Raw genomic sequence first — 25,386 nt, 5'->3', positions numbered from 1 at the left:
CTTCGCTTGCCATTTGCGGCACCGGTTTGCCTAGCCGAAGCTCGCGAAGCGTGTCGGGACCAATCAAAAGCGAGTCGCTTAACCCATTGATTTATCGTGGCCTGCCAAAAATTCGCGAGTCGAGAAACCCAAGAATCATGAGTCGATTTTCACCAAAAGCCAAAACTCGTGAGTCGATAGGGGAAGCGCGCTCGATATTGAGTTCTGAGTTCGCGTTGCCCGCTAAATGTCGTAGGTCGAAGTCTCGTCAAAGGCAGCCTAGCGGGTCGCGACTCGTGAACTAGGCCGCGAATTCTGACAAAAGCTCGAGCCAACCACCTAGTCCTTGATGGATGGAACTCCGCCTGAACCAGGGGCTCGGCTCTTGATCCTAGCCACAACTCCGGCGGCGAACTCACTCTTGCTGCTCAGCCCTCTCAAGGCTGAAACAGGGGATCGATTCCCCTAGGGAGCGCCAGCAAGTGTTTTTCAGTCACTTACATCAACAAATAGCGGCGCTAGCGGCATTCGATAGCGGCAATTCGCGGGGCCGCCACGCTCGCCGGGCGAGTGCTTCGTGAAGTTGAATTTGGTTGGATATGGAAATCGACGAAAACCTGATCCGCCGCGACCTGACGTCGGCGCAACGGGCGAAGCTGATCTCCAAGCGAAAGGCGGCTTGACGGCCTTATGGACAGTTTCGCTAAGGACACGGCGGCAAAATCTGGCAAGTCCGAGCGATCGATTGAGCGCGACGTAACCCGCGCCAAAGCGCTAGGCTCCGACCTTGATCGCGTGGCCGGGACGTCGCTGGAGAAGGAGCGCTTAACTGGACGCGCGGGCGTGCTGCAGACCACAGTAGCGCTTGTTCCAGATTTAACCTTCCGCGACGACATCAAGCTTAATCCGCGTCTTCGATTGCACCCGAGCTGCGGAGCGCTAACCTCTCTGCACCGGACATTGCCCCGTCCGGGTTCACCATGGCGAGGTCGTCGCGCCAAGATACTCGGCGCGGCGGCTTCGTTTATCTACCGCAACGGTATGAGCTTCATTTGGCGAATAAGCCCGACGATGACCGGTTCGATCTCGTTGAGATGCGACGACAGATCACGAACTTACGCTCGCAACACTCTGACAATCTTCTCGTCACATCGCGATTGAACCGCTTCTTCGTGAAGATTGCATTTTTATCTGAGCCGAAGGATGCAGCACACGCGCAGCACCTGCGGTCCGAATTCGCGCGGACGCTGCAAGGTATTGAAACGATCGTCACCCGGAGGCCATCTGCGAAGCGATCTGGTATCGTTAAGCGGCCCAAGTAATGCTAACGCGGGTGCGCTCTTGCGCTCGCCGGGTCCGGGGCCGATGGTCGATGGAGTCGCGAAGTCGTCCTCGTTTCGCGTATCGAAGCCGCATCGCCGCGTTGGCGTTGATGCACCGCATTCCGAGCTTCGCAACATCGCCGGATTTCGTCGGGGAAGGTGGTCTACTCGCTTACGGTGCGTCGAGACGGCGTCTTTTTATTCGATCAGCTTACCACGTCAAAGGAATCCTTGAGGGTGCACGAGCCAGCGACTTGCCCGTCGAACAGCCGACACGGGTCGAGTTATGGATCAACGTTAGAACTGCAAAAGCGCTCAAGCTCGTAGTTCCGACGACACTACTCGCACAAGCTGACCAAATAATTGAGTAGACGCAAAGACGTCTATTGGCACGAGCCCGACCAGTCGCGTTGGTCTGGCAAATTCCGTTCACGCGAGTAGACCGGAAGTCACCGGCTCAAAGGTGGACCGGTGCGTACGACCCGGACCTTGGCACGGGACCTCTGTCCTGGGCTTTTCATTAGGACCACGGCGGCTCTTCGCTCGCCCCGATTGCCTCGTGGTGGATTGTGAAGCCCGCCGAACGTCAGTAACACAGTTCTTACAGAGGCAGGATCGAAACCAATATCCTTGGCGTTTGGTGGATGTGCCTCGCTGCCCTTCAATCGGAGCGTCAAGTGCAACTGCTCGCAAAGGTGCCGAACCACGAGATTGACCTGATCGTCAGTCATGATCTGCTTTTCCCGCTACCATCTTGCGGCCCAACTGGTAGCACATCTGATAGCCCTACACGCAACGACCCCGCCTCGCGAGTCGCGTGGTAGGGCCGCCTGCCGTCCGGACTTGGGCTGGATGAGTCGAGCCGGCCAACTCAATTTATTCCCGGTCAAAGTGAAGAGGTGACTGCGCAAAAGGAGCACTCCGTTGGGTATCCTAATGTGACAGATCGATTGTCCTAATTCGGACAGCTCCAGGCGGCTGGCCGCACGCTAAGGGTTCACTCGGGAGGGTCATTCCCCTTCGGCTCTTGTAAAAACTTTGGCGGATGAACTGACCCCTGAGCTGCGACCATCGATCTATCGGGCCTAGTGCGCGACCTCGGAGGTAAGCCGCTTCCCGACATCAGTAGTCACATCGTGACACGGTAACGAAGTCTCAACCCTACCTGGCTCGACCCTCATTTGTGTTTTGAGTTTCCTCGTTTGTATGCTTGAGCATCGCTTTGAGTTCTTCTTCGAGCGATCGCGGCGAAATTCCGAGTGAACCGAATCCCGGCCGGCTGCCCGAGACCATCGTGTCGATCTGCATAAGCTCAACCTGATTGCGCGTGAGCGGCGGGTGCGGCAGGATCTCAGCGAGGCCGGCGGCGGCATTCCAGAAAGCAAAGGGTACTCGCACCAGCATTGGCCGCAATCCGGCGGTGCGCGCAATGGTCCGCAACAGGTCGCCGTATGAGTAAACGCGCGGGCCGGCCAGTTCGTAGATTGGAAACGGTCTTTGTGTTTGCCGCAGGACCTGTGCGATCGCCGCGGCGACGTCGTCCACGTACACCGGCTGAAGCCTCGTCCTGCCGTCGCCGAATAGCGGATAAGCCGGCAGGGTCCGAAGCAGCCCAAGAATTGTCGTGAGAAAGGCGTCGTCCGGCGCGAACATTACCGCCGGGCGGATAACGACTGCGCCAGGGAATGCCGCTTGCACAGCCACCTCGCCCTCGCCGCGATTGCGAATATAGGGCGACGGCGATGTGGGGTCAGCGCCTATGCCTGATAGGTGCACAAACCGTTTGACCCCGGCCCGCCGTGCCACTCCAGCGATCCTGGCGGCAGCTTCGACGTGCACCGAATGAAATGTGTCGCCTCCATGCTCGGTGTAAAGGCTGATCGCGTTGACGACGCCGTCGGCACCCATAACGGCGGCCTCTACAGAGCGCTCGTCATGGGCATCAGCGATGACCTGTTCCGCGTTGTCGCCCTCGGCCCGCGCAGGATGCCGTGAGGCTATACGCACCGTAACGGTGGAGACGCTCAAATGGCGTACAACGCGACAACCAACGAAGCCGGTCCCCCCAAACACGGTCACGCGGTTCATTCCCCGGTCCATCCCACGATCCTGCGCAACGTTCTGTATTGACCCGCCGAGCGCCGCGCGCACTGCCTCAGTGGCCTCCGCCGGCGAACTGCCTTTGTTGAGATGATGTGAGATCACATCAATCAAAATGTGCGCTGCAGGGCCGACCGTTTGCCACTCTTTCCTAGCTTGATCGATTAGCGGCTGCGCCTCATTATAGAGCGTTTCCGCCTGTTCGATGATCGGATGTGCCTTACTGAGAAGATCGATCAGCGCCTTGGTCGCGGGCAATGACCGCTCAATTTGTTCAAGCTGCGCGTCGCTGAGACCGGAAACGTGACCAATGACTTCAATGAGCAAGTGTTTCAGCATAGCGCAACCTTGCTGGTAGCGACGCACTAACTCAGGGCAACCAAGCGAAAGTAGGCACGGGCTCGGGGGGCGTCAGTTGTTGTCTCAGCCGACAAGGGCCCGGCCGCCAAGCTCTCGGAGCTTGGAACAATCGCGCGCAATGGTGGATGATATTTGATCCACATCGATTATGTCCAGCATCTGGACCCAAATTTTCGTTAGCTGCCTTGGGCAAGGCCTTTGGGGAGTGCAAGGCTGACAAGTCTTGGAACGTCCTAGAAAACACGACGTCGGGCCACTCTGTTAGGACACATCCGGCGGGGCCGCCTTGCCGAAAGAGGCGCGGTATTGAGAACTGTCCTGATGGACGGTGATGGGCCTCAGTGCCCAAGTCGAACGGCTTGAAGCGGTGGAGACGGGTCGGCGGCACCGCTGGTCCGAGGACGTGCGTGTGGCCATTTCCCGGCGAAACCGGTACGACACTTTCATTCAGGGATTATTTTTCGGGTCGGCAGAACCTTTAGCGTTACCCAGCCGATCTTGTCGTGACCGCCAATCTTCCGCCAAGAAAAACGATTCTTGTATCGAATACTTGGAGAGCTGTGAAAGGCGATGAGCGGAGAGGTACGTGGGCAACCGCGTGCACTGGCCTATTCTCTGAACCTCAGAGACGCGCTGGCGCGCGGAAAAAAACGTCGCGAAACCCGATAGGGGGTGGTCAAATCTCTGCGCGGAGCGCAGCAATCTTGGAGCTAGATGCATGAGATTATCCGGCGGAGCGAAGCGAACATCAAGCCACCGCTCATACAGCTGCCGTCGCACGTAAATGCGCAACAATCCGACCATCGTGCAAAAATACGGCGGCGTCTGTCTAGAAACCCCGGAAAAAATTCGCGCGGTTGCGAGGAGCCTCGCCGATTTGCACAGCCGTGGTCATCGCGTCGTGGCGATCGTTTCAGCGATGGGTAAGACGACCGACGAATTAATTAAGGCGGCTTATCAAGTAAGCCCGCATCCCAACCGCCGCGAACTGGATATGTTGCTAACGACCGGTGAGCGCATCAGCATGTCGTTGATGAGCATGGCCCTGTCTGATCTCGGTGCGCCAGCCATTAGTTTTACCGGGAGTCAGGCCGGTGTAATGACAGACGAATCTCATTCTTCCGCGCGAATTTTAGATGTGCGGCCTGCGCGCGTGCTCGAAGAACTCGGTCGCGGACGCATCGTGGTTTTAGCGGGCTTTCAAGGCGTGAATCCGCGAACCAAAGAGATCACCACACTAGGCAGGGGCGGCAGCGACACCACTGCAGTCGCCATGGCTGCGGCGCTAAAGGCCGAGCGCTGTGAAATTATCAAAGAGGTCGACGGAATTTGCTCGGCCGATCCGCGCGTCGTGGCGAACGCAAAGCCATTGCGCCGGCTGGATTTTGCATCCTTATCCGAAATGTGTTTTTGGGGCGCCAAGGTTTTGCATTTTCGCAGCGTGGAGCTGGCACAAAGCCAAAATATCCCTTTGTTCTTACGAAAATGGGGCAATTCCGAACACAGCACGCGAGTGATGAAAGAGGTTATCGGAATGGAAAGCGGAAAAGTCTTGGCCGTCAACTCGATGGCTCGTATTGAGCATGTGGAGATCGCTTCGACGAATCTCAGTCACGGTTTTGAGAAATTTGCGCAGCATCTCAAGCAAAACGGCCTATCTTGGCCGCAAGTCCTCGTCTCGGCTTTCACGGCCGGAAAAACGCGCATCATGATGACTTGCGAGTCGGAAACGCTCGACACTCTGCTGCGCACGCTGGAAAGGAGCAAGGACTTGCGCAAAGGGCGTGAGACTTTGAGTTCGGTGAGCCTCACTTGCTTCGGCGGCGTTTCTTCAGACTTGCCATTTCAGGCGATGCAAATTCTGCAATCCCGTGGGATTGTCGTTGAAAAGTACGTTCTATCACCACATTCGATAAATTTGTTCGTTCCTGTGGCGACCCGCGAGGCCGCGGTCACGGCCTTGCATTCGCTGATCTAACAACCTCTTCGAGAAGATATCACGAAATCGCGTATGGGGAGGGATGGTCAAGAGGGGCGGCTCGCCGGCTCGATGCGGCGACAACGAGAGTTCTTAATCTTGCTGATACGCGCCCGTCCGCCATCGTTGGTGTCAATTTTTTATAGTCGGGAGGCGTCGATCATGCCGGGCACCATTGGTTGGCTACTTCGCGAGGGCGAACGAATCATTGCTTGCAACACAGGTCTATTGGGTGACAAGCACCTTCTAATCGGCGCTACCCGCGTTCGTAACGAAGCGCTTATTCTCAGAGACACACTGGATTACGTGGGCAAGCAGGTCGATGCGATTGTCGCTTATGATGACGCGAGCACGGATCGTACGCTGGAGATTCTATGCGAACATCCGAAAGTCGCTCTGATTGTGACAAATCGGTCGTGGGAAGCTGACATCGAGGCGCGCCGGATTGCTGAGGGTCGGCATCGCGGCCTCTTGTTGCAGACGGCGCGCGAGCATTTGCAGTTCGACTGGATGTTTTGCTTCGATGCGGATGAGCGCGTTACCGGGGATTTACGCGGATTCATAGAAGGAACGCATTCTAGAGAATGCGACGGCGTGCGGGTTCAACTGTTCGACGCCTATATGACTCCTGGGGATCATGCACCCTATCAGGCCGATTGCGAACTGTTGGACTTTCGTCGTTTCTTCGGTCCGGAACGGCGAGACATTCTGATGTTGTGGCGAAACCGGTTGGAGGTCACCTTCGCAGAGCACCATGCGCGCGAGCCGGGTGGCGTTGAACGCGTGGCGACTGGCCTCTATTGCCAACACTACGGCAAATCGTTGTCGGTCGACCATTGGGAAGAGACCTGCGACTACTACATGCGACACTTTCCGTTCGATACCTACGGACGAAAATGGCGCGAGCGCAAAGGTCGAGCAATCCACACCCAATCGGACTTCATGCGGCCGTTGTACGAGTGGGGTGACAGGCTCTTTGCGAATGCGATCAAGATGTGATTGTCCGAAAACTGAGCCGCCCCCGTGCCAATGCGGCCGCTTCGAAGTCGGCTTCGTTGATCTGGACGCGTTTTGGTCTGCGTTCGGTCGTGTTCGTTGTGTTCCGGTGAGATCGTTTCTGGTGCGAAACTGGTGCGATAGATGGTCTGAGATTTTCGTGCCTGACGTGCTGTTTCGCAACGCCTCCCGAAGATTGTTCGTGACCAGCGCGCCAAACAAATCGCGCCCAACAAGCCTTGCCGCGCCGCGCGGTCGACGAACCTCGCTCCGGGGATGAAGCCGACTCTGACGGTTCCAAACTAGGAACCTGACAGGCGCTGAGCGCAAGAATCCCGGGAGGTGTGAGGCGGCTCACACCCCCACGTCAGGCTTCGCGCTAATCAGATCGCTGCGGGGATTTCTGGCGGACAGGAGATTTCGCATGAAGCCTTTGATCATTTGTTCTATCGCCGCTGTTGGTCTGCTTGCTGCTGTGACCGGCATCCCGCGATCACACTCGAACGCAACGGTCGGGCGCGCCGGAACATCAAGCACGTCGACATTGCAGGGCATGCAAAGCGGTCGAAGCGCAGACAAACTGCCGGTCGACGATTTTGACGATCGGTCATTGGTCTTTCCGCGGGATTCCAAGCGCTAAAGCATGATCCGGAAAAGTGCGCAGCGGTTTTCCGAAAAGATCATGCTCAAACAACAACCTAAAGCGCGATGACGATTCATCCCAATCTCATCGCGCTTTAGGCAGAAGGCCGCGCAGCAGACCGTTCAGCCAGGGCTCGCAAATAGATGCGCTTGAGCCTGCGAGGTCGAACGAAATCGTGGTCGAGAGGCGGGGCTACGGGCCCAGGAAAGCGGGCGGAATCGGGTAGTCGTTCCCCAAAAGGCCGAGCAATTCCAGTTCGCCTCGATGAGCGTCCAGTTCCAGAATGGCCAAGAGAAGCATCAGCACGGCCGCGGTATAGATGAGGAACGGTGACGTTTCAGCGGGCACATCGTCATGGTGTGGCGGTATCGCATTGCGAAGTGATCGCCACAACGAAATGAAATGCAGATACGTTTTAGGTCGTATTTGCATGACGTCGTCCTCGACGTGTCAGATCAAGCATAGGTTCAGGCTATGCCCGGTTCAAGCCGACAACAGCCGTTGCGGCATTGAGTAGCGGAGCCATGCCCGTCCTGCGGTGCAGCATGGAAACCGGATAACGGCTTCAATCATTGACGAGACCGAGCGAGTGCACGTACGCCGTGTCAACACCGACGACATGCCCGAACGACCTGTAAGCCGCAGATGAATTGGGTCCCACGTCTCAGCACCAGTCTCTGCATCGTTGCCGCTCTGCTGGCGATGCATTCAGCGCCGGCGCCAGCGCAATTGACAGGTCACGGTGGGCCCGTGCGGGCGATTGCGATTTCCAGTGATGGCAACAATGTTCTGTCGGGCAGCTTCGACACCGCCGCCATCCGATGGTCGCTCAAGACCGAAGCCGCCGAGCAGGTCCTTCGCTTTCACTCCGATGCGGTGAACGCGGTGGCCTTCCTGAAGGATGGGCGGATGGTGACTGCCGGAGCGGATGCGAAGGTAGCGATCTGGACGCCTGGCCGGCAGCAGCCGGATCAGGTTTTCGAGGGCCATGGTGCGCCGATCGCTTCACTTGCAGTCTCGCCGGATGGCGCAAGAGTGGCTTCTGCCTCCTGGGACCATACAGTTCGTATCTGGTCGCTCGGCGATGGCGCGCAGCAGGTGCTGGAGGGGCATGCGCAGAACGTCAACGGCGTCGCATTCACGTCGGATGGACGATCGCTGGTGAGCGTGGGTTACGATCGTGAACTGAGGATCTGGCCATTGGCGGGTGGCACCCCAAACGTCATCACGCTGGGCTCACCCCTTAATGCCGTGGCAGTCGCGCCTGACGGCGAGATCGTAACGGGTGGTGCTGATGGCAAGCTACGCTTTCTGATGTCGGAGGGCCGGGAAAGCGGCGAGGTGCAAGCTGGCCAGACGCCGATTGTCGCGTTGTCGATCTCTCCAGACGGCACGTCGGTCGCTGCTGCAGGAATTGGCGGTGTCGTGGCGGTCATCGACCGAAAGGCGCGAAGCATCGCGCGAAGCCTGGTCGATACAGGTTCGCCCGTGTGGTCGGTCGCTTTCCTGCCGGACAACGCAACATTGCTGACGGGCGGCGTCGACGGCAGGATCCGGCGCTGGAACGCGCTGACCGGCGCCCCCATCGGCTCATCGTTGCAAGCCACGCCGCGCGATCCGCTTGCAGCCTATACGGGAGATCACGGGGCCGAGGTGTTCAGGGCGTGCGTTGCCTGTCATACCCTGTCCGAGCAAGACGCGCAGCGCGCCGGCCCCACGCTTGCGGGCTTGTACGGCCGCAGGATCGCGTCGCTGCCTGGTTATCGCTTCTCCGACGCGCTCAAAGCGATGGACATCGTGTGGACGCCCGAGACCGTGTCAAAATTGTTCGAACTCGGTCCGAACGCCTATACGCCTGGCACAAAAATGCCGGAGCAGCGGATTGGATCCGCGAAGGATCGCAAGGCGCTTACGGATTTCCTGGCGCGCGCCACCGCCAAGTAGCTAACGCTTGGTCTCACGCTCACGGAGATAATCATCGGTCGTGCGAGGCGAAGCGCGTTCGGGCACGCCGGCGAACGGGTCGAACTGTTGTTCACTCATGGCGGTGACGCGGCAGTCCGCGCACATTCTGACCACGTCCAGCCGCTTGTCGCCCGCGGGATACATCCAGTGTCGGCCCTCGAGTTTCGCAGCGATCTTCTCGATCGTGCTCTTTACCCCAAAGGGTTTATTGCAGCGGATGCAAAGCGCCGGCTCTTCCTCCTTGATGATCCGTGCCGGAGCCCTTGAGGCCCGGAAATCGATCTGCGGCTTCAGAGTGATCACCTTTTCCGGGCAGGTGCTCTGGCATAATCCGCACTGCACGCACGCATCTTCGACGAATTTAAGCACGGGACGTTCGGGATCGTCGCGGAGAGCCCCGGTGGGACAGGCCGACACGCAGGCCAGGCACAAAGTGCATCCGTCCGTATTGACGGTAACCGTACCAAGCGGCGCGCCCTGGGACAGCGCAATGACGTCGGTCGGCACAGGCGCAACGCGGTGCAGTTCGTGAAGAGCGAAGCGAAGCAGGTCGCGCCGCTTGCCTACCGTCTTGAAGGTTGCGGGACGCTCCACGGCCGGCGCGGGTTCAATCGACCGCAGCACTTCGCCCAGCACGTCCGGGTCGTCCGTTTCGATAGTCGCAACCCGGCGCCCCGAAAAACCTAATCCGGAAACAATGGCATCAGCCATCGTTATGGTTTGAGAAAGCCCGGAGATGTCGTGCAGAGGTCTCGCGCGGAGGAGAAAGCGTATCCCCGCTGCGCCATAGGCGAAGGATGCCACGACCGCTTCCAATCCAACCTGTGTCACCTCGTTGACGGGGAACGGCAGCACATTGGCGGGAAGCCCGTCGCCGTGGCGGGCGAGCGCATCGATCAGCGTGCTGCCATGTTGGGTGTCGTGCAGCAGCACGACCGCACCGGAGCCGCCGGCTTCGCGGTAGGTCAAAAGCATTGCGCGCAATTTGTGCAGCAGCGCATCGGGCGGCGGAAGGGCATAGGTTGCTGCACCCGTCGGACAGGCCGCGGCGCACTGGCCGCATCCGGCGCAGACCTCAGCGTTGATCTTGACGTGATCGCCATGTGGCGTGATCGCTCCGGTCGGGCAGAGATCGAGACAGCGATGGCAACCCGTCAGCCTCGAGCGCGAATGGACGCAGATCTCTGCGGTGAAATTGACGTATTTCGGCTTGTCGAAGTTGCCGACGAGGTCGCGTGCCCTGAGCACCGCACGCAGCATCGCGGCCGGGTCCCGCGGATCCGCGCGGAGATAGCCGTCGCGCAAGTCATGCGCAGGAAAAAGCGGTTTCCCGCCGGAGAGATCAAGGACGATGTCGCAGCGCGAAGTCAGGCCGTCGCACGGAGCCTCGAAGACGAGCTTATCGCGCGAGGAGGGGCGGGGGGCCGCATAGTCGTCGACCGTCAACTCGAAGGCCCCCAAATGGCCCTTGGCGTTACGGATCGTTCCTTGGACGATCGGAAAGGATGTCGTCGCCGGCGGCATAATCTGTGACGGCTTTGTGATCATGATCGTCACGTCGAGATGATCGGCAAGCAATCGACCAGCTTCGACCGCAAGTTCGTCGCGGCCATAGATCAGGATCACCCCTTCGCTCGATAGGGTGACAAACGGAAAAGCAGGCGCAGCCTCGGACACAGCGGCGAGCAGTGCTGCCATTTTTGGGCCTGCCTTGGTTCCCTCCACCGACCAGCCGGCCGTCTCGCGAAGGTTGATGAAATCCAGTTTCCCCGAACGCCCCTTCGCCTCGTCGCCAAACAGTGGGGCCTCCTGGGTGCAGCCGACGATGAGCGGTCCTTCCGCCTTCGCCGCGTTGCGAAAATGATCGAGCTCGGCCCTGCAGAGCTGGCGGAACTCGGCGATTTCGCTTTTGCGGCATCCGCGCTTCACGGCGGCCGTATCGAGGCGCATCGTGTCTTCGCACGAGCAGATCAGGATCGTGTTCGGCGGATCAGGCATGCGCAGCCCTTCACCTCCTGAAGAGGTCCGGGAACGACGGCGAGCGGACTCGCGTCGCCCCTCCTGGTCGATTAAGTTATTCTCACAAGAGAAGAAAAGAAAGCTGGAGGTCCGCCTGACACCGACAGCCCCTGGGCACTCATCGGTCACGGAGCCAATCAATCTGCCTCCGCCATTCACGCTGGTGAGGCTGCGCGAAAGTCGTGACTCTTTCGCCCATGCCATGCATATCGCCGAAGAGAGTGGGGCAGGTACGCTGACCTACGTGGGGCGGTTCGATCTTGCCGAGTTCGCAGTCGTCCTTGAACCTGGCGAGCCGTTGCGTACCGCGCGCCGCGCTTTCTATGCGGGGATGGTGGCGCTGACCGACGCCTTGCGCGCGTATGCGCCGCCGAACAAGGAGATCGCGATCGACTGGCCGGACGCGATCCGTGTTGACGGCGGCCTCGTTGGTGGCGGGCGGCTCGGCTGGCCTTCGTCCGCAAAGGAGGACGAGCCGCCGCGCTGGCTGGTGTTCGGTGCCATGATCCGGACGGTTGCGATGAGCGACAGGGAAGCCGGCGTTTATCCGCTCGCTTCCGCCCTGGATCAGGAGGGTTTTGGTGAGGCCGGCGCGATTCAGGTGACGGAGAGCTTTGTGCGGCATCTGATGCGCGCTCTCGACGCCTGGCAAGCCGATGGATTCGACGGCATCGCACGCGAGTTTCTAAGTCGGTTGCCGTGTGCGCGGCAAACCACATATGTGATCGCTGACAACGGTGACCTTATTGCCCGCCGGATTGGGACAAACAGGACCGATCGGCACGACCTGAAGAAGGGCTTGCTATCGCCGTCATGGTTCGATTCAATACTCGGAGGACCGCGTCTGTGAAGCTCTTGCGCACCATCGCGCTCGATCCATCCGACACGTTCGTGTTCGACGTGCCGGCGCAGCCTGGCGATTGGGCGGTGTCGGGCGCCTTCCGCTTTTGTAATCGGGATGCAGCGAAGCTGAGCGGCAAGGACCGTTCGGCATTTCGAAGCGGTTTCCTCGGCGTGCAATCCTGGGGCTGGTCGACACTGGTGCAAATCGTCCCCGCGACTGAAGGCGATCGCCGGACGTTGGTGGAGCTCCTTGCGAAACAACTGGTCGAACGGTTCGGGGCGCCGGACCTTGCAACCGCGCGCCTTGCCGCTGAAGAGGAAGTCGCCTTTGCGCAATCACTCTGCACGCATCCCATCAGCGCGCTGATCGCGGTCCACCGCTCGGCGAGCAATGGCGAGGTCCGCGAGTCATTCCGCAGATTGCAACTGCGCGAGGGCCAGCGTCACGGCAAGGCGTTCTCGTTCATGGAAGTGGAGGATGACACCGAGCCCGACAAGGATCTCAATCTTGCGAATATGAGCGAGGAGCCGTCGCGCCGATGAGGGATTTCTGGATCGCCTGCGGCCACCATCTGCTCGATCACAATGCGAGCGGCGGGCTCGTGGTCACGGATGAGTTCCTGAAGGCCTACTTCGTGCGCCCCGAACTGATGCCGCCGGACGACGCCTGCGCGGTCGAACGCAGGTTGCACCAGGAGCTGCTCGCTGACCCGGGCCGGGCAGTCGCTGCGGAGGAGGTAGCTGCGATCGCCGATGCAGATGCGCGGGAGAACTGGCAATTCGTACTGGCATTTCGGAAGCTTCTGCTGCGCGAACCCACGTTGGAAGCGGCCTACCTTGCATTGGTTCGCTCACGTCACGTCAACCTGCCGCCGCTGTTTGTGAACCACCTTGTTCACGTGATCCTGCGAAATGCGCTTGACGGCTGCGAGGACCCGTTCGTGCTGCGCGCGGCCGAACTGTTCTTCCGGCCGCAGCGTATCGTGCCGCACGAACACTTGCTGCTGTTGGGCGACGAGGAAATCATTGGCGGGCCAAGCCAAACGCCCGTGTTGTCGCTGATGTCCATGTTGGGGGCAACAACCGGCGCGGAGGTCGACGTCCTCAGCGAGGGGAATGCCGACAGCTACTGGCAGCGCAGCGATCAGTTCGATCTTGCGCTCGATTTCACCGGCGGAACGCGGGGCCCCGCTGCGCTGGCAGAGGCCATGGGGCGCTGGATTACTCATTTGCTTGGATTTGCCGTCGGAATTGAGCCGCTCACCGCCCTGCGCGATGCGAAGCTCACCTGGTATGTTGGGCTCGATGCTGAAGCCACCCGGATGGGCGACCAGCTTTGGCATGGAGAGGCGCTGGACGACCGCACCGCAAGCCGTGTGGTGGCGCTGTTCCGGCTCGCTTTTCCAGATTCCAGCCTGGTCGTTGATGCGGTCGGGCGCGAGCCGGTCTACCTGATCCTTGCAACGACCTCCGATCAGCTGGTGCAGATGAAGCCGCAGAATCTGTTGACGGGGTTGCCGATCAAGCACCTGGAGGCTGCAACGTGAGCCCCGGCGCGCTGCCATTGTTGCGCATTCCGGTCGGCGTTGTCGTCGAGCGCCGCGAGGCGGATTCCCCATGGATTGATTTTGTCTGGCGCGGCATCGGCGTCTTGCCGGATGAGTCGGAGATGATGCCGTGGACTGTCCTACGGGCGCAGGAGGGATTGACGCTCTTTTATGCCGGGAACGCCATGGTCGATCTCTATCGCTCGGAAACCGAGCGCTACCGCGACAATCTTGCCACGGGCGCTCCCCGCATCTGGATCGTATTGACTCCCTCCGAGGGCGCCTGGCCCTATGCCGTTTCGGCCGTCACCGCAGATCCAGCGGAAGGCGAGGCATTCACGGAAGCAGGTGCCAATCTGGTCGAAGCGGTGCCAATGCCTGAGATACTGCATAAGGCGATTGAAAATTTCATCGCCGAGCACCACGTCGAGAGGGAATTCGTCAAGCGCGAGCGACGCCGCGCCGATCCTGAGGCGCTTGCGCGGCGTCACCACGACGGTGAGCACGAATGAGCGACGAGCAATTCCTGGCGCGCTGGGCGCGCCGCAAGCAAGAGGCGAAGGCCGGTCACGCTGAACCAGCCCCTGAAGAAGCCGCTGAGGCGCATGGGCCGGCGCTGTCCAACCGGGCCGCGGCAGAGCCGGCTCCCCCGGAGACGGAGCTGTCGAACTTGCCCCCGATTGAATCGATCGATGCTGCCACCGACATCACGGCTTTCCTGCGCAAAGGCATTCCGCAGGAGTTGAGCCGGGCGGCGCTCCGTCGCGCCTGGAGCGCCGATCCCACCATCCGCGATTTCGTGGGGTTGGCGGAAAACGCCTGGGACTTCAACGACCCGAACGCCATGGCTGGCTTCGGTCCGCTGGACTATTCGGCCGAGCAAATTGACGCTCTCGTCCGCCGCGTCGTCGGGGGCGTGGTAGAGGCCGCCGAGGGCCTCCCCGATCCGCGCGAGGCTGCCGAAAACGCCGCGCGATCGGCTCCCGCGGAGGCCGGTTTCGAGCAATCATCAAATCCGGTGAAGGCGATCAAGGAACCTCGACCGCTCGGCGAGTTCGCAGCCGCGGAATTGCCGTCGAATTCTACTGCATCGCAACCCGTAGCTGCGAGTGAAGAGACTCCCCTTCGGCACCGCACACATGGCGGGGCGTTGCCCCGGTAGACTGCGACTAAATGCGATAGCCTCAGGCTATGGCTATCAATTGACCGCTCCCGGACACGCGGCTAGTCTTTGTTACGCAAACGCAATCAAGCGCTTGGCCCCCTGGATGGGAGGTCGGCATGCGCGATGCGGGCCTTGAACGAGCCATCGATGCGGCGGGCGGCGTTGCCGAGCTTGCCCGAAAAATCGGTATTGCCCAGCCCTCGGTGTCGAACTGGAACAGGGTGCCCGCGCAACGTGTGATTGCGGTCGAAGGCGCGACGGGTGTGTCGCGCAAAGTGCTTCGTCCCGATCTCTATAGTGAGCCGGCCGCGCCGGACGACGCGGTTGATCCGACCGATGCCGCGCGCGCGCAGGAATACGCGCTGCTTGCAACCTTGCTCTCGTCCGCGCCGTCGGCCGCATTGCTCGAGCAGATCGCGCAACTGCATGGCGATGCGACGCCGCTTGGACGCGCCCACGCAACCCTTGCAGAAGCTGCATCGGTAGCGGCCGTATCCGAGGTCGAGCGCGAATATTTTGACCTCTTCGTCGGTCTGGGTCGCGGCGAGTTGCTGCCTTACGCATCCTATTACTTGACGGGCTTTCTCCACGAACGTCCGCTGTCGCGCCTGCGCGACGATCTCGCCGCGCTCGGCATTGAGCGGGTCGAGAGCAATTTTGAGCCCGAGGATCACGCGGCGACGCTGTGCGAGATCATGGCGGGCCTTGCGGTGGCACGCTTCCCGGTGCCAACGGAAGCACAGCGCACATTCTTCGAGAAGCATGTGTCCCGCTGGATGGGACGTTTGTTTGCCGACATGGAGAAGGCGGAAAACGCCAAATTCTACCGGTCGGTCGGAACACTTGGACGAAATTTTCTGGAAATCGAATCCGAGGCTTTCACGTTTGTCAACTGACCAGCGCCGCTGGTCCAGGAGAGATGCGATGAGGGACGAGCAGAGAACGACAGTCGGACGCCGCGATTTCCTTCGCAAGGTCGGCATCGGCACGGTCGGTGCGGGCGCGACGCTGGCAACGCCCTTGATCACGCCTGCTCAGGCGGACAGCGAGACCGACGATGAGAAACGCAAGGCGCGCTACAAGGAGACCGATCATGTGAAGGCGTACTACCGTGTCAATCGCTATCCGGGTTGAGAGGAGGCGGCCGTGCTGATCAGGAGAACACAACAGCGTTCCGAATCCGCTTCACGCGGATCAATCGCGGGAGGTTTGTCCGGGCAAACCAATGGTCTCGACCGCCGCACCTTCCTGCTCCGGTCTGGCCTTGGTGGCGGCGCTCTCGCTGCAGTGAGCACGCTGCCGGTCGGCGGCGTCCGCAAGGCGAAAGCAGCAGTGGCAGGTCCCCTCACATCGGGAGCAACCGTTCGCAAGAGCGTCTGCACGCATTGTTCGGTTGGATGCACCGTGACGGCGGAGGTGCTGAATGGGGTGTGGATCGGCCAGGAGCCGAGCTGGGAGTCCCCGATCAATCGCGGATCACATTGTGCCAAGGGCGCTTCTGTGCGCGAGCTCGTGCACAGCGAGCGGCGGCTGCGCTATCCGATGAAGCTCGTGGGCGGGCAGTGGACGCGTGTCTCCTGGGATACGGCGATCAACGAGATCGGCGACAAGCTCCTGGAAGTCCGCGAGAAATCTGGGCCCGATTCCATCTATTGGCTCGGCTCGGCCAAAATGACGAACGAAGGCGCCTATCTGTTCCGCAAGCTCGGCGCGTTCTGGGGAACCAACAACACGGATCATCAGGCGCGCATCTGCCATTCAACGACCGTTACCGGCGTGGCCAACACCTGGGGCTACGGCGCGATGACCAACAGCTTCAACGATATCCGCAATGCCAAGACCCAGGTCATCATGGGCGGCAATCCAGCCGAGGCGCACCCTGTATCGTTGCAGCATCTGCTCGAGGGCAAGGAGCTTCAAAAGGCCAACTTTGTCGTCATCGACCCGCGCCTGACGCGAACCGCGGCACACGCGACCGAATATGTTCGGATGCGGCCGGGCACCGACATCCCGGTGCTGTACGGCATGATGTGGCACATCCTCCAGAACGGGTGGGAAGACAAGGAGTTCATCCGACAGCGGGTCTATGGATTCGATGATCTCCGGAAAGAAGTGGAGAAGTGGAATCCGGCAGAAGTCGAGCGTGTCACCGGCATTCCCGGCGAGCAGCTCAAGCGCGTCGCCAAGATGTTTGCTACCGAGAAGCCGGCAACGCTGATCTGGGCCATGGGCCAGACCCAGAAGACCGTTGGCACCGCCAACGTGCGGGCCAGTTGCATCGCACTGCTGATGACCGGCAATGTCGGCGGAGCGGGCATGGGCGCCAACATCTTCCGTGGCCATGACAACGTGCAAGGCGCGACCGATGTCGGGCTCGATATCGTCACGCTGCCGTTCTACTACGGGCTCGCCGAAGGCGCGTGGAAGCACTGGTCGCGGGTTTGGGAAGTCGACCATGAGTTCCTGAAGTCGCGCTTCGACTCCAAGCAGATCATGGAAACGCCCGGCATCCCGCTGACCCGCTGGTTCGAAGCGGTCACGCTGCCGAAAGATCGGATCGCGCAGAGGGACAATGTGCGGGCCGTGTTCGTGCAGGGGCACGCCAGCAACAGCATCACCCGCATTCCTGAATCCCTTAATGGCCTGAAGGCGCTCGAGCTGCTCGTCATCGCCGACCCGCATCCGACGACCTGGGCCTCGCTCTCGGTCGAGGCGGGACGCAAGGATGGAGTCTACATTCTCCCGGTTGCCACGCAATTCGAGTGCAAGGGTTCGCGCGTTGCCTCGAACCGCTCGTTGCAATGGGGCGAGCAGGTCGTGAAGCCGATCTTCGAATCGAAGGACGACCTCGAGATCATCTATCTCCTGGCGAAGAAGTTCGGCTTCGCCGACAAGATGTTCAAGAACATCAAGGTCGAGAACAATCTGCCCGAGGCGGAGGATGTCCTGCGTGAGATGAACCGCGGCAGCTGGTCGACCGGCTATTGCGGGCAATCGCCCGAGCGCCTCAAGGCGCATATGAAGAACCAGGCGAAGTTCGACATGCTGACGATGCGGGCGCCCAAGGACGATCCCGAGGTCGGCGGCGACTATTACGGTCTGCCTTGGCCGTGCTGGGGATCACCTGAAGTCAAGCATCCGGGCACGCCGCTGCTCTACAACACCAATCTGCACGTGATGGACGGTGGCGGCACGTTCCGTCCGCGCTTTGGCGTCGAGCGCGAAGAGAAGCTGCCCGACGGCACCACGCGCAAGGTCAGCCTGCTCGCGGACGGCTCGTACTCGAAGGGTTCGGCGATCGAGGACGGCTATCCGGAATTCACGCTGGCGAGCCTGAAGAAGCTCGGCTGGGACACGGAGCTCACGGAAGCCGAAATGGCTGTGATCAACAAGATCAACCCGGCCAAGCCAGACGTGGTGTCGTGGTCGCTCGACCTGTCGGGCGGAATCCAGCGTGTCGCGCTCATGCATGGTTGCGTGCCCTATGGCAACGGCAAGGCGCGGATGAATGCGTTCGGCTTGCCCGACCCCATTCCGGTACACCGGGAGCCGATCTACACGCCGCGCGTCGACCTGGTCGCGAAATATCCGACGTTGCCCGACGCCGAGCAGTTCCGGGTGCCCAATATCGGCTTCTCGGTGCAAAAGGCGGCGGTCGAGAAGGGGATCGCGAAGCAATTTCCGCTCATCCTGTCGTCCGGCCGTCTGGTCGAATATGAGGGCGGCGGCGAGGAGACGCGCACCAACCCCTGGCTCGCCGAATTGCAGCAGGACATGTTCATCGAGATCAATCCAGCCGATGCCGCCGAGCGCGGCGTCACGGACGGTGGCTGGGTCTGGGTCACGGGCGCAGAGAACAATTCGAGGGCCAGGATGAAGGCGCTCGTCACCGAGCGTGTCGGCAAGGGCGTTGCCTGGATGCCTTTCCACTTCGGCGGTTGGCTCGCAGGCAAGGATCTTCGCAGCAACTACCCCAAGGGCACCGATCCGATCGTGCTCGGCGAAAGCGCGAACACGATCACCACCTACGGGTATGATCCCGCGACGAACATGCAGGAGACGAAAGTCACTCTCTGCCAGATCGCGGCGGCATAAGGAGCAACGACGATGGCACGTATGAAATTTCTCTGCGACGCCGACCGTTGCATCGAGTGCAACGCCTGCGTGACGGCCTGCAAGAACGAGCACGAGGTCCCCTGGGGCATCAACCGGCGTCGTGTCGTCACCATCAATGACGGCAAGCCGGGCGAACGCTCGGTCTCGATGGCCTGCATGCACTGCACCGATGCGCCCTGCGCTGCGGTGTGTCCGGTGAACTGCTTCTACACCACGGCCGACGGCGTGGTGCTGCACTCCAAGGACCTCTGCATCGGCTGCGGCTATTGCTTCTACGCCTGTCCGTTCGGCGCGCCGCAATATCCGAAGGTCGGCAATTTCGGCTCCCGCGGCAAGATGGACAAATGCACCTATTGCGCCGGCGGTCCCGAAGCCGACGGCAGCAAGGAGGAATACGAGAAATACGGCGCGAACCGGCTTGCCGAAGGCAAGCTGCCGCTCTGCGCCGAGATGTGCTCGACAAAATCGCTGCTCGCCGGCGATGGCGAGATCATCGCCCAGATCTACAGAGAGCGCGTACTGAAGCGCGGCTACGGCTCGGGCGCATGGGGCTGGAAAACCGCCTATCGCGAGACGATCGAGTCCTGAAGCAGGCCGCGGCCACGCGGCGCAGATGCCGAGGAGGAGTTCATGTCGTCATCCGGAAGGTTCATTCCAGTCACCATCGGCGCGTGGGCATTGCTTCTGTTGATCATTGCGGCGCCGGCACCGTCACTGGCCCAGCAGGTCAATCCGACAGCGAGCTCGGTTAACGAGCGGCAGCTGCTCCAGGAAATGGACCGGATCCAGGGGCGCGTCAGCATTCCCGACCAGCGCTCCAGCGTGCTCATGCAGCCGGCTGGCCGCGAGTGGCGTGAATTCCGCAACGTGGCGCTGCGCTGGATTGGCGGGGTTGCCATCCTCGGCATGCTGGCGGTTCTCGTGATCTTCTATTTGACGCGCGGCATGGTCCGTCTGGAAAGCGGACGATCCGGCCGCACAATCGTGCGCTTTTCCTTATTCGAGCGTTTCGTGCATTGGATGACTGCGACCTGCTTTGTCGTTCTGGCGATTTCCGGATTGAACATCACCTTCGGCCGTCCGTTGCTCCTGCCGCTGATTGGCCACGAGGCGTTTTCCGAATGGTCGCAGTGGGCGAAGTACGCGCACAACTACCTCAGCTTTCCGTTCACCATCGGAGTCGTGCTGATCTTCCTGATGTGGATCGCTGGCAACGTCCCGAACAAGGCGGATGTCGATTGGATCAAGCGCCGTGGCGGTATTGTGGGTCACGATCATCCACCGGCCTATCGTTTCAACGCCGGCCAGAAGGCAATCTATTGGATCGTGGTCATTGGCGGAGGCCTGGTGGCGGCCACCGGATATGTGCTGATGTTCCCGTTCTATCTGTCAGGTATCGAAGGGATGCAGTTCGCGCAGATCGTTCACTCCATCGTGGCGATGCTCTTCATCGCGGCGATGCTGGCGCACATCTATATCGGGACGATCGGTATGGAAGGCGCGTTCGAGGCAATGGGCAGCGGCACTGTCGATGTCAACTGGGCCAAGGAGCACCATGGGCTCTGGCTTGAAGAGCAGAATGCGCGCGCCGAAGCGAATGCACGGCCCCGGCCGGCGGCCACCGCGGCGGAGTAGGGATCGCGCGGCCCATAAATGTGCCAGGCGCTTGGTCAGAGCCGCACGCCCGTCGTCGCAAACGCTTGTTGGACGGGTTCCTGGATCTGGTCAAGGACGACAAAACCGGCCGCCGCGATCACAATTGCGGCTGCGCAGGCGAGCAAGAAGGCTTTCATGGCAAGGCTCCGCCGGAGATCGGGGGGTAGTTTATATGAGCGAGCAACCTGCGGACAACTGAATCAGCACGTGCCGAAATCCGATCGTTGGTTGGCCGGTTGGCACGATAGCGCCGCCGAATCTACCACAAGAACGGAGAGACCATAGTCAGCTGTCGAGCAGTAGTTTGACGAAACAACATAGGCAATCATCGCGACTCGTTGGCGCAATCGCAGAGCCGTCAGGAAGAAACTGTCCGCAGATCATTTAGGTCGCGCCGATGAACGGCACATCGCGTGCCTTTGAATTATGACAAATTTTCTGCTGGCGGCGGCCTTAACGGACCGGGCAGCTCGATCCGCGGGCTGGACGAGCACCCGGTCGTGCATGTGGCGTTCAACGACGCCGAGGCCTTTGCCAAGTGGGCAGGCAAGGAACTTCCGACCGAGGCCGAATGGGAATTCGCGGCGGACCTCGCCACTTTGCGCTGTTTCGCGATCCTGGCGACCCAGGTTCGAGCACCCGTGCCCCCGCCTTGAAGCGCTATTCCGACCGCGAAATCGAGCGGTGGGCGTCCCTCATTTCCGCTATGATCAAGCCATGACGATCGGGATCACCGGACCCGAACGGAAGGTACCAAGGCAGAGTGCCGTGGTCGGGCTCACTATTGCGGCCGCTGTCATTGGGGTTTGCCTGATCCTGCTTTGGCTCGCGAGCGACCTCCTCGTCGACTGGCTGTGGTTTTCCTCGATCAATTATCCGCAGGTTTTTTGGACGACAATCGGTGCGAAAACCGTCATCTTTCTTGCGGTCTGGACCGGAACCGCCATCATCCTTTGGCTGAACGGATGGTTCGCCCTGCGCTTTGCCCGACGGCGGTCGACACAGCTTGTCACCGCTTCGGTGTGGAACTTCGCGGTCAACGCGCCGCCAGATTTGCTTGCGCTTTTACGCGGTCGACTGCCGTGGTCCCGGTTGACCGTAGGTGGGGCAGCTTTGATCGCTCTGCTCGTCGCCGCCGCAGAAGTCGGCAACTGGGGTGTCTTCCTGCGGTTTGTCTATCAGGTGCCATATGGCGCAGACGATCCGCTCTACAACAAGGACATCGGCTTCTATCTCTTCTCGCTGCCCGCCTATATCCTCATCAAAAACTGGATCATGCTCGTGCTCGTTCTCAGCGCGCTTTTCGCCGCGGCGATCTACTGGGTGCACGGCGATATCGAATACGACCTTCATCGCCGATCAATGTCGTCGATGGCGATTGCCCACGGCTCGGTGCTGCTCGGTCTTTTCTTTGCAGTGAAGGCCTGGTCCTATGGTCTTGATCGCTATCTGCTGCTCTACGGCGACAACGGTGTGGTCGTCGGCGCAAGCTACACCGATGTCCACGTGAGGCTCCCGGCCTTGTGGTTGGTGATCGGACTTTCGGTCATCGCGGCGTTCGCCACGTGGGCAAATTTGCGGGTGCGCACCTACCGGCTTCCTGCCGCCGCGTTCCTGCTTGTCGTGATCGGGTCTTTCGTGCTGTCTAGCGTGATTCCCGTGCTGTTCCGGGAGTTCTTCGTCAAACCAAGCGAATTGGAGCTGGAAAGGCCCTATATCGAACGCAACATTGCGCTCACCCGGCAGGCATACAATCTCGATCAGATCGCAGCCAAGCCGTTTGCGGCGGAACAGAAGCTTAGCTTCAAGACGCTCGACGCCAACAAGGCGACAATCGACAATATCAGGCTGTGGGACTGGCTGCCCTTGTCGGACACCTACGCGCAGCTGCAAGAGATCCGCACTTACTACAAATTCCATGATCTTGATGTTGATCGCTACTGGCTCGATGGCTCCTACCAAAGCGTAATGCTCTCGGCTCGCGAATTGCGGCCCTCCCTGCTGCCGCCGAATGCCCAGACATGGGTCAACCGCCACGTGCTGTTTACTCACGGCAATGGCGCGGTGATGAGCCCGGTCACGCGCAAAAGCACCGAGGGGCTACCGCTGCTCTATTTGCGGGATATCCCTCCGGTTGCGGATGGAGGCCCCAATATCCACGAGCCGCGCCTCTACTACGGCGAACGGAGCGACAACTACGTCATCGTCAAGGGGAGCACGCCGGAGTTCGACTATCCGAAGGGAAAGGATAATGTCTACGCGGCTTATGACGGTACGGGCGGCGTTCCGATAGGGGCGATGGTGTGGAGAGGCCTGTTCGCTTACTACTTCAACGACCCGAACCTACTGCTCTCAAGCTACATCACGACCGACAGCCGTATCATGATCCGGCGCAATATCGGGGAAAGAGTACGAACGATCGCCCCGTTCCTCAGGCTCGATCACGATCCTTATCTGGTCATCAGCAATGGGCGGATGTTCTGGATGCAGGACGCCTACACGGTGAGTTCCTACTTCCCCTCCGCGCAGCCGGCGCAAGACGAGGATATCAACTACATTCGCAATTCAGTGAAGGTCATCGTCGATGCCTATAACGGGACCGTCGACTTTTACCTGATGGAGACCGGCGATCCGATTGCAGCGACCTATCGGCGTATCTTTCCGAGCCTGTTCAAGCCATTCTCGGCCATGCCGGCGGATATGCAGAGGCACATTCGCTATCCGGAGGACCTGTTCCTGATTCAGGCGCAGCTCTATCAGAGCTATCACATGGAGGCCGCTGACGTTTTCTATAACCGCGAGGATCTCTGGCAGTTCCCGCGCCAGCCGGGCGGCGGCGGCATTGCGACGATGGCCCCATATTACATCATCATGCGACTGCCCGGCGAGCCGCAGGCCGAGTTTTTCCTCATGCTTCCCATGGTGCCAAGCCGCCGCGACAATATGATCGCGTGGCTCGCCGCGCGTTGCGACGCACCCGACTACGGCAAGCTGATTGTCTACGAGTTTCCCAAGGAGAAGCTCGTCTACGGGCCGTTCCAGATCGAAGCGCGGATCAATCAGAGCACCGATATATCGCAGCAGATCACGCTGTGGAATCAGATGGGCTCGCGGGTGATACGCGGTGCGAACCTGCTTGTGATCCCAATCGAGAACTCGATCCTCTATGTAACGCCGCTCTATTTGCGAGCGGAGCACGGACACCTGCCGGAGCTGAAACGCGTGATCGCAGCCTATGGTGAACATGTGGTGATGAAGGAGACGCTCGACGAGGCCTTGTCAGCACTGTTTATCGAGCCTGGCGCGGTGCGGCCGGTCTCGAGCACGAAGGAGGAAATGCCTGTCGCACGCCCGTCGGCAAGTCAGGCACGGGAGGCGCTCGACCGCTACAATCATGCCGTTGAACGATTGAAGTCCGGCGACTGGAAAGGCTTTGGCACGCAGTTCGACGCAATGCGCGAGCTTCTGGAGGAAATGAACCGGCACGCCACGGGCCACTAGCGTCGCGGCTCCTTTGGCGCTCATTGGGGAACACAGGGGCTGCATAGTTCGGGCTGAACACGCAACGAAGAGAGGCCTTGAGCTTGATCCGATACAGGCGGTGTTTGCACTCGCGGTACGAATGCCGCTGAGAAGCGAGGTGGACCGCAAGCAGGTCGAGCTGGATCTCCCCTGTGAACCAACCGACAGGCCCACTGTCGCGCCTACTGCTGTAGCCACTGACTGAGTTCATCTTCAGTTACAACACGCTCGAAATTCTCGGTTTTGCTTTTGATGCGGTATCGAATGCGTCCGTCCGCCTCAATCGGGAGGCATGCAACAATAGTGTAGACGGTCCGTTCGCCATTGTCGGCGCGGCCCTGCGGTCGCTGGGCTTGATGATGAACGTCGTCGTTGATCGAGAAGATGTAGGGCATTGTGTTCCTTACAGCATTTGGGGCGCGTGCGCCTCACAGAGAAGCCCGCCGGCCCGCTGATTGCAATCAAGGTTTTGCGGGCCGTGAACAGTCCCTTCGAGAAGGCCGCGGAACCCGAGGCCAGCCGCGGCGCCCTCTCATCTCATTCCCGTGGCAACCCATGCCACCGGTGGTATGGTGAAGGGGTTCGACCTATTGAATGACTTGATGGCCGCGCCCCGAGGGGGCCTTTCCAAGACATCGCTGGATCGAATTTGCTCACACGGATTGTGGGTAGCGAACTCTTTCGTGGGTACTGTTGGAGACGGATAATGGCAACGGGTGTCGTGAAGTGGTTCAACGGCCAGAAGGGCTTTGGCTTTATTCAGCCGGACAATGGTGGGCCGGATGTATTTGTTCACATTAGCGCCGTCGAGCGTGCGGGCCTTCATGGACTAGCCGAAGGGCAGAAGGTCTCCTTCGAGGAGAAGACCGATCCGAGGCGCGGAAAGACGAGCGCTGAAAATCTGAAGACCCTATAACATCGGTCGACGCTTCGGTTTCACGGATGTACTGAGAAGCAGGCTACAGGGGTGATATCATCGCCGACCTGCGGCGGAGATGCCGCACGATTGTTCGTTAAGTTTTATCGTTCATCCGCTAGGTCGTGGAACTTAGCACCAGCGGCACCGTCCCCAGCGTGCGCAGCAGCCGCCGCAACCCCCGCAGCCACCGCAACCACGCACAGCTCGGCAACCACGGCAGCCACGGCAACCACCGCAACCTCGGCGAACAACAACG

Annotated in this window: 23 protein-coding genes, 1 tRNA gene and 1 pseudogene; 20 read left to right on the top strand and 5 right to left on the bottom strand. The window is 60.3% G+C overall.

The features are described from left to right. Positions 1–372 precede the first annotated feature (372 nt). The 3 genes from ACVJ5M_RS39440 to ACVJ5M_RS39430 all read left to right on the top strand — a co-directional run bounded on the left by ACVJ5M_RS39440 (position 373) and on the right by ACVJ5M_RS39430 (position 1,672). Positions 373–457, top strand: a tRNA-Glu gene (locus ACVJ5M_RS39440). Between the two features lie 212 nt (positions 458–669). Further along, positions 670–1,140, top strand: coding sequence for a hypothetical protein (locus ACVJ5M_RS39435; RefSeq protein WP_167768314.1), 471 nt, complete (start codon positions 670–672; stop codon positions 1,138–1,140). Between the two features lie 160 nt (positions 1,141–1,300). Continuing rightward, entirely contained in the window at positions 1,301–1,672 is a 372-nt protein-coding gene (locus ACVJ5M_RS39430; protein ID WP_084795292.1) for an ABC transporter substrate binding protein, read from the top strand. Between the two features lie 790 nt (positions 1,673–2,462). Here the strand turns inward: ACVJ5M_RS39430 and ACVJ5M_RS39425 are convergent. After that, entirely contained in the window at positions 2,463–3,740 is a 1,278-nt protein-coding gene (locus ACVJ5M_RS39425) for a complex I NDUFA9 subunit family protein (RefSeq protein WP_231144273.1), read from the bottom strand. A gap of 805 nt (positions 3,741–4,545) precedes the next feature. Here ACVJ5M_RS39425 and ACVJ5M_RS39420 point away from each other — a divergent pair. The 3 genes from ACVJ5M_RS39420 (at position 4,546) to ACVJ5M_RS39410 (ending at position 7,375) form a co-directional block, all read left to right on the top strand. Next, positions 4,546–5,739 carry an aspartate kinase gene (locus ACVJ5M_RS39420; protein WP_063985315.1) on the top strand — a complete coding sequence of 398 codons (1,194 nt, stop codon included), beginning with the start codon at positions 4,546–4,548 and terminating at the stop codon, positions 5,737–5,739. Positions 5,740–5,901: 162 nt separating this feature from the next. Continuing rightward, positions 5,902–6,738, top strand: coding sequence for a glycosyltransferase family 2 protein (locus tag ACVJ5M_RS39415; RefSeq protein ID WP_063986658.1), 837 nt, complete (start codon positions 5,902–5,904; stop codon positions 6,736–6,738). A gap of 421 nt (positions 6,739–7,159) precedes the next feature. Further along, complete coding sequence (locus tag ACVJ5M_RS39410; protein ID WP_085403297.1) at positions 7,160–7,375, top strand: hypothetical protein; 216 nt, start codon at positions 7,160–7,162, stop codon at positions 7,373–7,375. 195 nt (positions 7,376–7,570) lie between these two features. Here the strand turns inward: ACVJ5M_RS39410 and ACVJ5M_RS39405 are convergent, their stop codons facing one another. After that, entirely contained in the window at positions 7,571–7,810 is a 240-nt protein-coding gene (locus ACVJ5M_RS39405) for a hypothetical protein (RefSeq protein WP_063985314.1), read from the bottom strand. 213 nt (positions 7,811–8,023) lie between these two features. On the opposite strand from ACVJ5M_RS39405, the gene ACVJ5M_RS39400 reads away from it, so the two are divergent. Continuing rightward, positions 8,024–9,322: a c-type cytochrome gene (locus tag ACVJ5M_RS39400; protein WP_063985313.1), complete on the top strand. Its 1,299-nt coding sequence runs from the start codon at positions 8,024–8,026 to the stop codon at positions 9,320–9,322. Here the strand turns inward: ACVJ5M_RS39400 and ACVJ5M_RS39395 are convergent, their stop codons facing one another. Further along, positions 9,323–11,293 (bottom strand): 4Fe-4S binding protein, encoded by a 1,971-nt coding sequence (locus ACVJ5M_RS39395; protein ID WP_063986657.1) that lies wholly within the window; start codon positions 11,291–11,293, stop codon positions 9,323–9,325. A gap of 211 nt (positions 11,294–11,504) precedes the next feature. Here ACVJ5M_RS39395 and ACVJ5M_RS39390 point away from each other — a divergent pair, with 211 nt between their 5' ends. The 10 genes from ACVJ5M_RS39390 to ACVJ5M_RS39345 all read left to right on the top strand — a co-directional run bounded on the left by ACVJ5M_RS39390 (position 11,505) and on the right by ACVJ5M_RS39345 (position 20,668). Next, the gene (locus ACVJ5M_RS39390; protein ID WP_063986656.1) at positions 11,505–12,212 is read left to right on the top strand and encodes a biotin/lipoate--protein ligase family protein; all 708 of its coding nucleotides are present in this window, start codon (positions 11,505–11,507) and stop codon (positions 12,210–12,212) included. Beyond that, positions 12,209–12,748 carry a DUF6505 family protein gene (locus tag ACVJ5M_RS39385; protein ID WP_063985312.1) on the top strand — a complete coding sequence of 180 codons (540 nt, stop codon included), beginning with the start codon at positions 12,209–12,211 and terminating at the stop codon, positions 12,746–12,748. The genes ACVJ5M_RS39390 and ACVJ5M_RS39385 overlap by 4 nt, the downstream gene beginning before the upstream one ends. Continuing rightward, the gene (locus tag ACVJ5M_RS39380) at positions 12,745–13,752 is read left to right on the top strand and encodes a DUF6352 family protein (RefSeq protein WP_456679607.1); all 1,008 of its coding nucleotides are present in this window, start codon (positions 12,745–12,747) and stop codon (positions 13,750–13,752) included. Before ACVJ5M_RS39385 ends, ACVJ5M_RS39380 begins: the two co-directional genes overlap by 4 nt. After that, positions 13,749–14,264: a DUF3305 domain-containing protein gene (locus ACVJ5M_RS39375; protein ID WP_063985310.1), complete on the top strand. Its 516-nt coding sequence runs from the start codon at positions 13,749–13,751 to the stop codon at positions 14,262–14,264. Before ACVJ5M_RS39380 ends, ACVJ5M_RS39375 begins: the two co-directional genes overlap by 4 nt. Further along, positions 14,261–14,914, top strand: a complete 654-nt coding sequence (locus ACVJ5M_RS39370) for a DUF3306 domain-containing protein (protein WP_063985309.1) — start codon at positions 14,261–14,263, stop codon at positions 14,912–14,914. The genes ACVJ5M_RS39375 and ACVJ5M_RS39370 overlap by 4 nt, the downstream gene beginning before the upstream one ends. A gap of 119 nt (positions 14,915–15,033) precedes the next feature. Next, positions 15,034–15,813, top strand: coding sequence for a molecular chaperone TorD family protein (locus ACVJ5M_RS39365; protein WP_063985308.1), 780 nt, complete (start codon positions 15,034–15,036; stop codon positions 15,811–15,813). A 28-nt stretch (positions 15,814–15,841) separates the two neighbouring features. Beyond that, on the top strand, positions 15,842–16,051 hold the full coding sequence (locus ACVJ5M_RS39360) for a twin-arginine translocation signal domain-containing protein (protein ID WP_063985307.1): 210 nt from the start codon (positions 15,842–15,844) through the stop codon (positions 16,049–16,051). A gap of 12 nt (positions 16,052–16,063) precedes the next feature. Beyond that, positions 16,064–19,012 carry a formate dehydrogenase subunit alpha gene (locus ACVJ5M_RS39355; RefSeq protein ID WP_063985306.1) on the top strand — a complete coding sequence of 983 codons (2,949 nt, stop codon included), beginning with the start codon at positions 16,064–16,066 and terminating at the stop codon, positions 19,010–19,012. A 12-nt stretch (positions 19,013–19,024) separates the two neighbouring features. Further along, positions 19,025–19,621 (top strand): formate dehydrogenase FDH3 subunit beta, encoded by a 597-nt coding sequence (fdh3B, locus tag ACVJ5M_RS39350; protein WP_063985305.1) that lies wholly within the window; start codon positions 19,025–19,027, stop codon positions 19,619–19,621. Between the two features lie 42 nt (positions 19,622–19,663). After that, a complete protein-coding gene (locus ACVJ5M_RS39345) occupies positions 19,664–20,668 on the top strand; it encodes a formate dehydrogenase subunit gamma (protein ID WP_063985304.1) in 1,005 nt (334 codons plus the stop codon). A 35-nt stretch (positions 20,669–20,703) separates the two neighbouring features. Here the strand turns inward: ACVJ5M_RS39345 and ACVJ5M_RS39340 are convergent, their stop codons facing one another. Further along, a complete protein-coding gene (locus ACVJ5M_RS39340; RefSeq protein ID WP_256376430.1) occupies positions 20,704–20,826 on the bottom strand; it encodes a hypothetical protein in 123 nt (40 codons plus the stop codon). Between the two features lie 321 nt (positions 20,827–21,147). On the opposite strand from ACVJ5M_RS39340, the pseudogene ACVJ5M_RS39335 reads away from it, so the two are divergent. Next, positions 21,148–21,276 (top strand): annotated as a pseudogene (locus tag ACVJ5M_RS39335) (formylglycine-generating enzyme family protein); the annotation flags it as partial. Between the two features lie 130 nt (positions 21,277–21,406). Further along, complete coding sequence (locus ACVJ5M_RS39330) at positions 21,407–24,190, top strand: UPF0182 family membrane protein (protein ID WP_063985302.1); 2,784 nt, start codon at positions 21,407–21,409, stop codon at positions 24,188–24,190. A 203-nt stretch (positions 24,191–24,393) separates the two neighbouring features. Here the strand turns inward: ACVJ5M_RS39330 and ACVJ5M_RS39325 are convergent, their stop codons facing one another. Continuing rightward, a complete protein-coding gene (locus tag ACVJ5M_RS39325) occupies positions 24,394–24,606 on the bottom strand; it encodes a hypothetical protein (protein ID WP_063985301.1) in 213 nt (70 codons plus the stop codon). A 311-nt stretch (positions 24,607–24,917) separates the two neighbouring features. Here ACVJ5M_RS39325 and ACVJ5M_RS39320 point away from each other — a divergent pair, with 311 nt between their 5' ends. Then, positions 24,918–25,127, top strand: coding sequence for a cold-shock protein (locus ACVJ5M_RS39320; RefSeq protein ID WP_038945713.1), 210 nt, complete (start codon positions 24,918–24,920; stop codon positions 25,125–25,127). Positions 25,128–25,386 lie beyond the last annotated feature (259 nt).

The organism is Bradyrhizobium sp. S3.7.6 (assembly GCF_054061875.1).
The sequence above is the reverse complement of the archived record's forward strand: the minus strand, read 5'-3'. Positions and strand labels throughout refer to the sequence as shown.

What these genes read in the sequence shown, in the direction of transcription:
- ACVJ5M_RS39365 (WP_063985308.1), top strand. Translation starts at nt 15,034, where the DNA reads ATGCGCGATGCGGGCCTTGAACGAGCCATCGATGCGGCGGGCGGCGTT.
- ACVJ5M_RS39330 (WP_063985302.1), top strand. Translation starts at nt 21,407, where the DNA reads ATGACGATCGGGATCACCGGACCCGAACGGAAGGTACCAAGGCAGAGT.
- ACVJ5M_RS39325 (WP_063985301.1), bottom strand. Translation starts at nt 24,606, where the DNA reads ATGCCCTACATCTTCTCGATCAACGACGACGTTCATCATCAAGCCCAG.
- ACVJ5M_RS39360 (WP_063985307.1), top strand. Translation starts at nt 15,842, where the DNA reads ATGAGGGACGAGCAGAGAACGACAGTCGGACGCCGCGATTTCCTTCGC.
- ACVJ5M_RS39415 (WP_063986658.1), top strand. Translation starts at nt 5,902, where the DNA reads ATGCCGGGCACCATTGGTTGGCTACTTCGCGAGGGCGAACGAATCATT.
- ACVJ5M_RS39345 (WP_063985304.1), top strand. Translation starts at nt 19,664, where the DNA reads ATGTCGTCATCCGGAAGGTTCATTCCAGTCACCATCGGCGCGTGGGCA.
- ACVJ5M_RS39435 (WP_167768314.1), top strand. Translation starts at nt 670, where the DNA reads ATGGACAGTTTCGCTAAGGACACGGCGGCAAAATCTGGCAAGTCCGAG.
- ACVJ5M_RS39425 (WP_231144273.1), bottom strand. Translation starts at nt 3,740, where the DNA reads ATGCTGAAACACTTGCTCATTGAAGTCATTGGTCACGTTTCCGGTCTC.
- ACVJ5M_RS39340 (WP_256376430.1), bottom strand. Translation starts at nt 20,826, where the DNA reads ATGAAAGCCTTCTTGCTCGCCTGCGCAGCCGCAATTGTGATCGCGGCG.
- ACVJ5M_RS39370 (WP_063985309.1), top strand. Translation starts at nt 14,261, where the DNA reads ATGAGCGACGAGCAATTCCTGGCGCGCTGGGCGCGCCGCAAGCAAGAG.
- ACVJ5M_RS39395 (WP_063986657.1), bottom strand. Translation starts at nt 11,293, where the DNA reads ATGCGCCTCGATACGGCCGCCGTGAAGCGCGGATGCCGCAAAAGCGAA.
- ACVJ5M_RS39420 (WP_063985315.1), top strand. Translation starts at nt 4,546, where the DNA reads ATGCGCAACAATCCGACCATCGTGCAAAAATACGGCGGCGTCTGTCTA.
- ACVJ5M_RS39405 (WP_063985314.1), bottom strand. Translation starts at nt 7,810, where the DNA reads ATGCAAATACGACCTAAAACGTATCTGCATTTCATTTCGTTGTGGCGA.
- ACVJ5M_RS39380 (WP_456679607.1), top strand. Translation starts at nt 12,745, where the DNA reads ATGAGGGATTTCTGGATCGCCTGCGGCCACCATCTGCTCGATCACAAT.
- ACVJ5M_RS39410 (WP_085403297.1), top strand. Translation starts at nt 7,160, where the DNA reads ATGAAGCCTTTGATCATTTGTTCTATCGCCGCTGTTGGTCTGCTTGCT.
- ACVJ5M_RS39430 (WP_084795292.1), top strand. Translation starts at nt 1,301, where the DNA reads ATGCTAACGCGGGTGCGCTCTTGCGCTCGCCGGGTCCGGGGCCGATGG.
- fdh3B (WP_063985305.1), top strand. Translation starts at nt 19,025, where the DNA reads ATGGCACGTATGAAATTTCTCTGCGACGCCGACCGTTGCATCGAGTGC.
- ACVJ5M_RS39400 (WP_063985313.1), top strand. Translation starts at nt 8,024, where the DNA reads ATGAATTGGGTCCCACGTCTCAGCACCAGTCTCTGCATCGTTGCCGCT.
- ACVJ5M_RS39320 (WP_038945713.1), top strand. Translation starts at nt 24,918, where the DNA reads ATGGCAACGGGTGTCGTGAAGTGGTTCAACGGCCAGAAGGGCTTTGGC.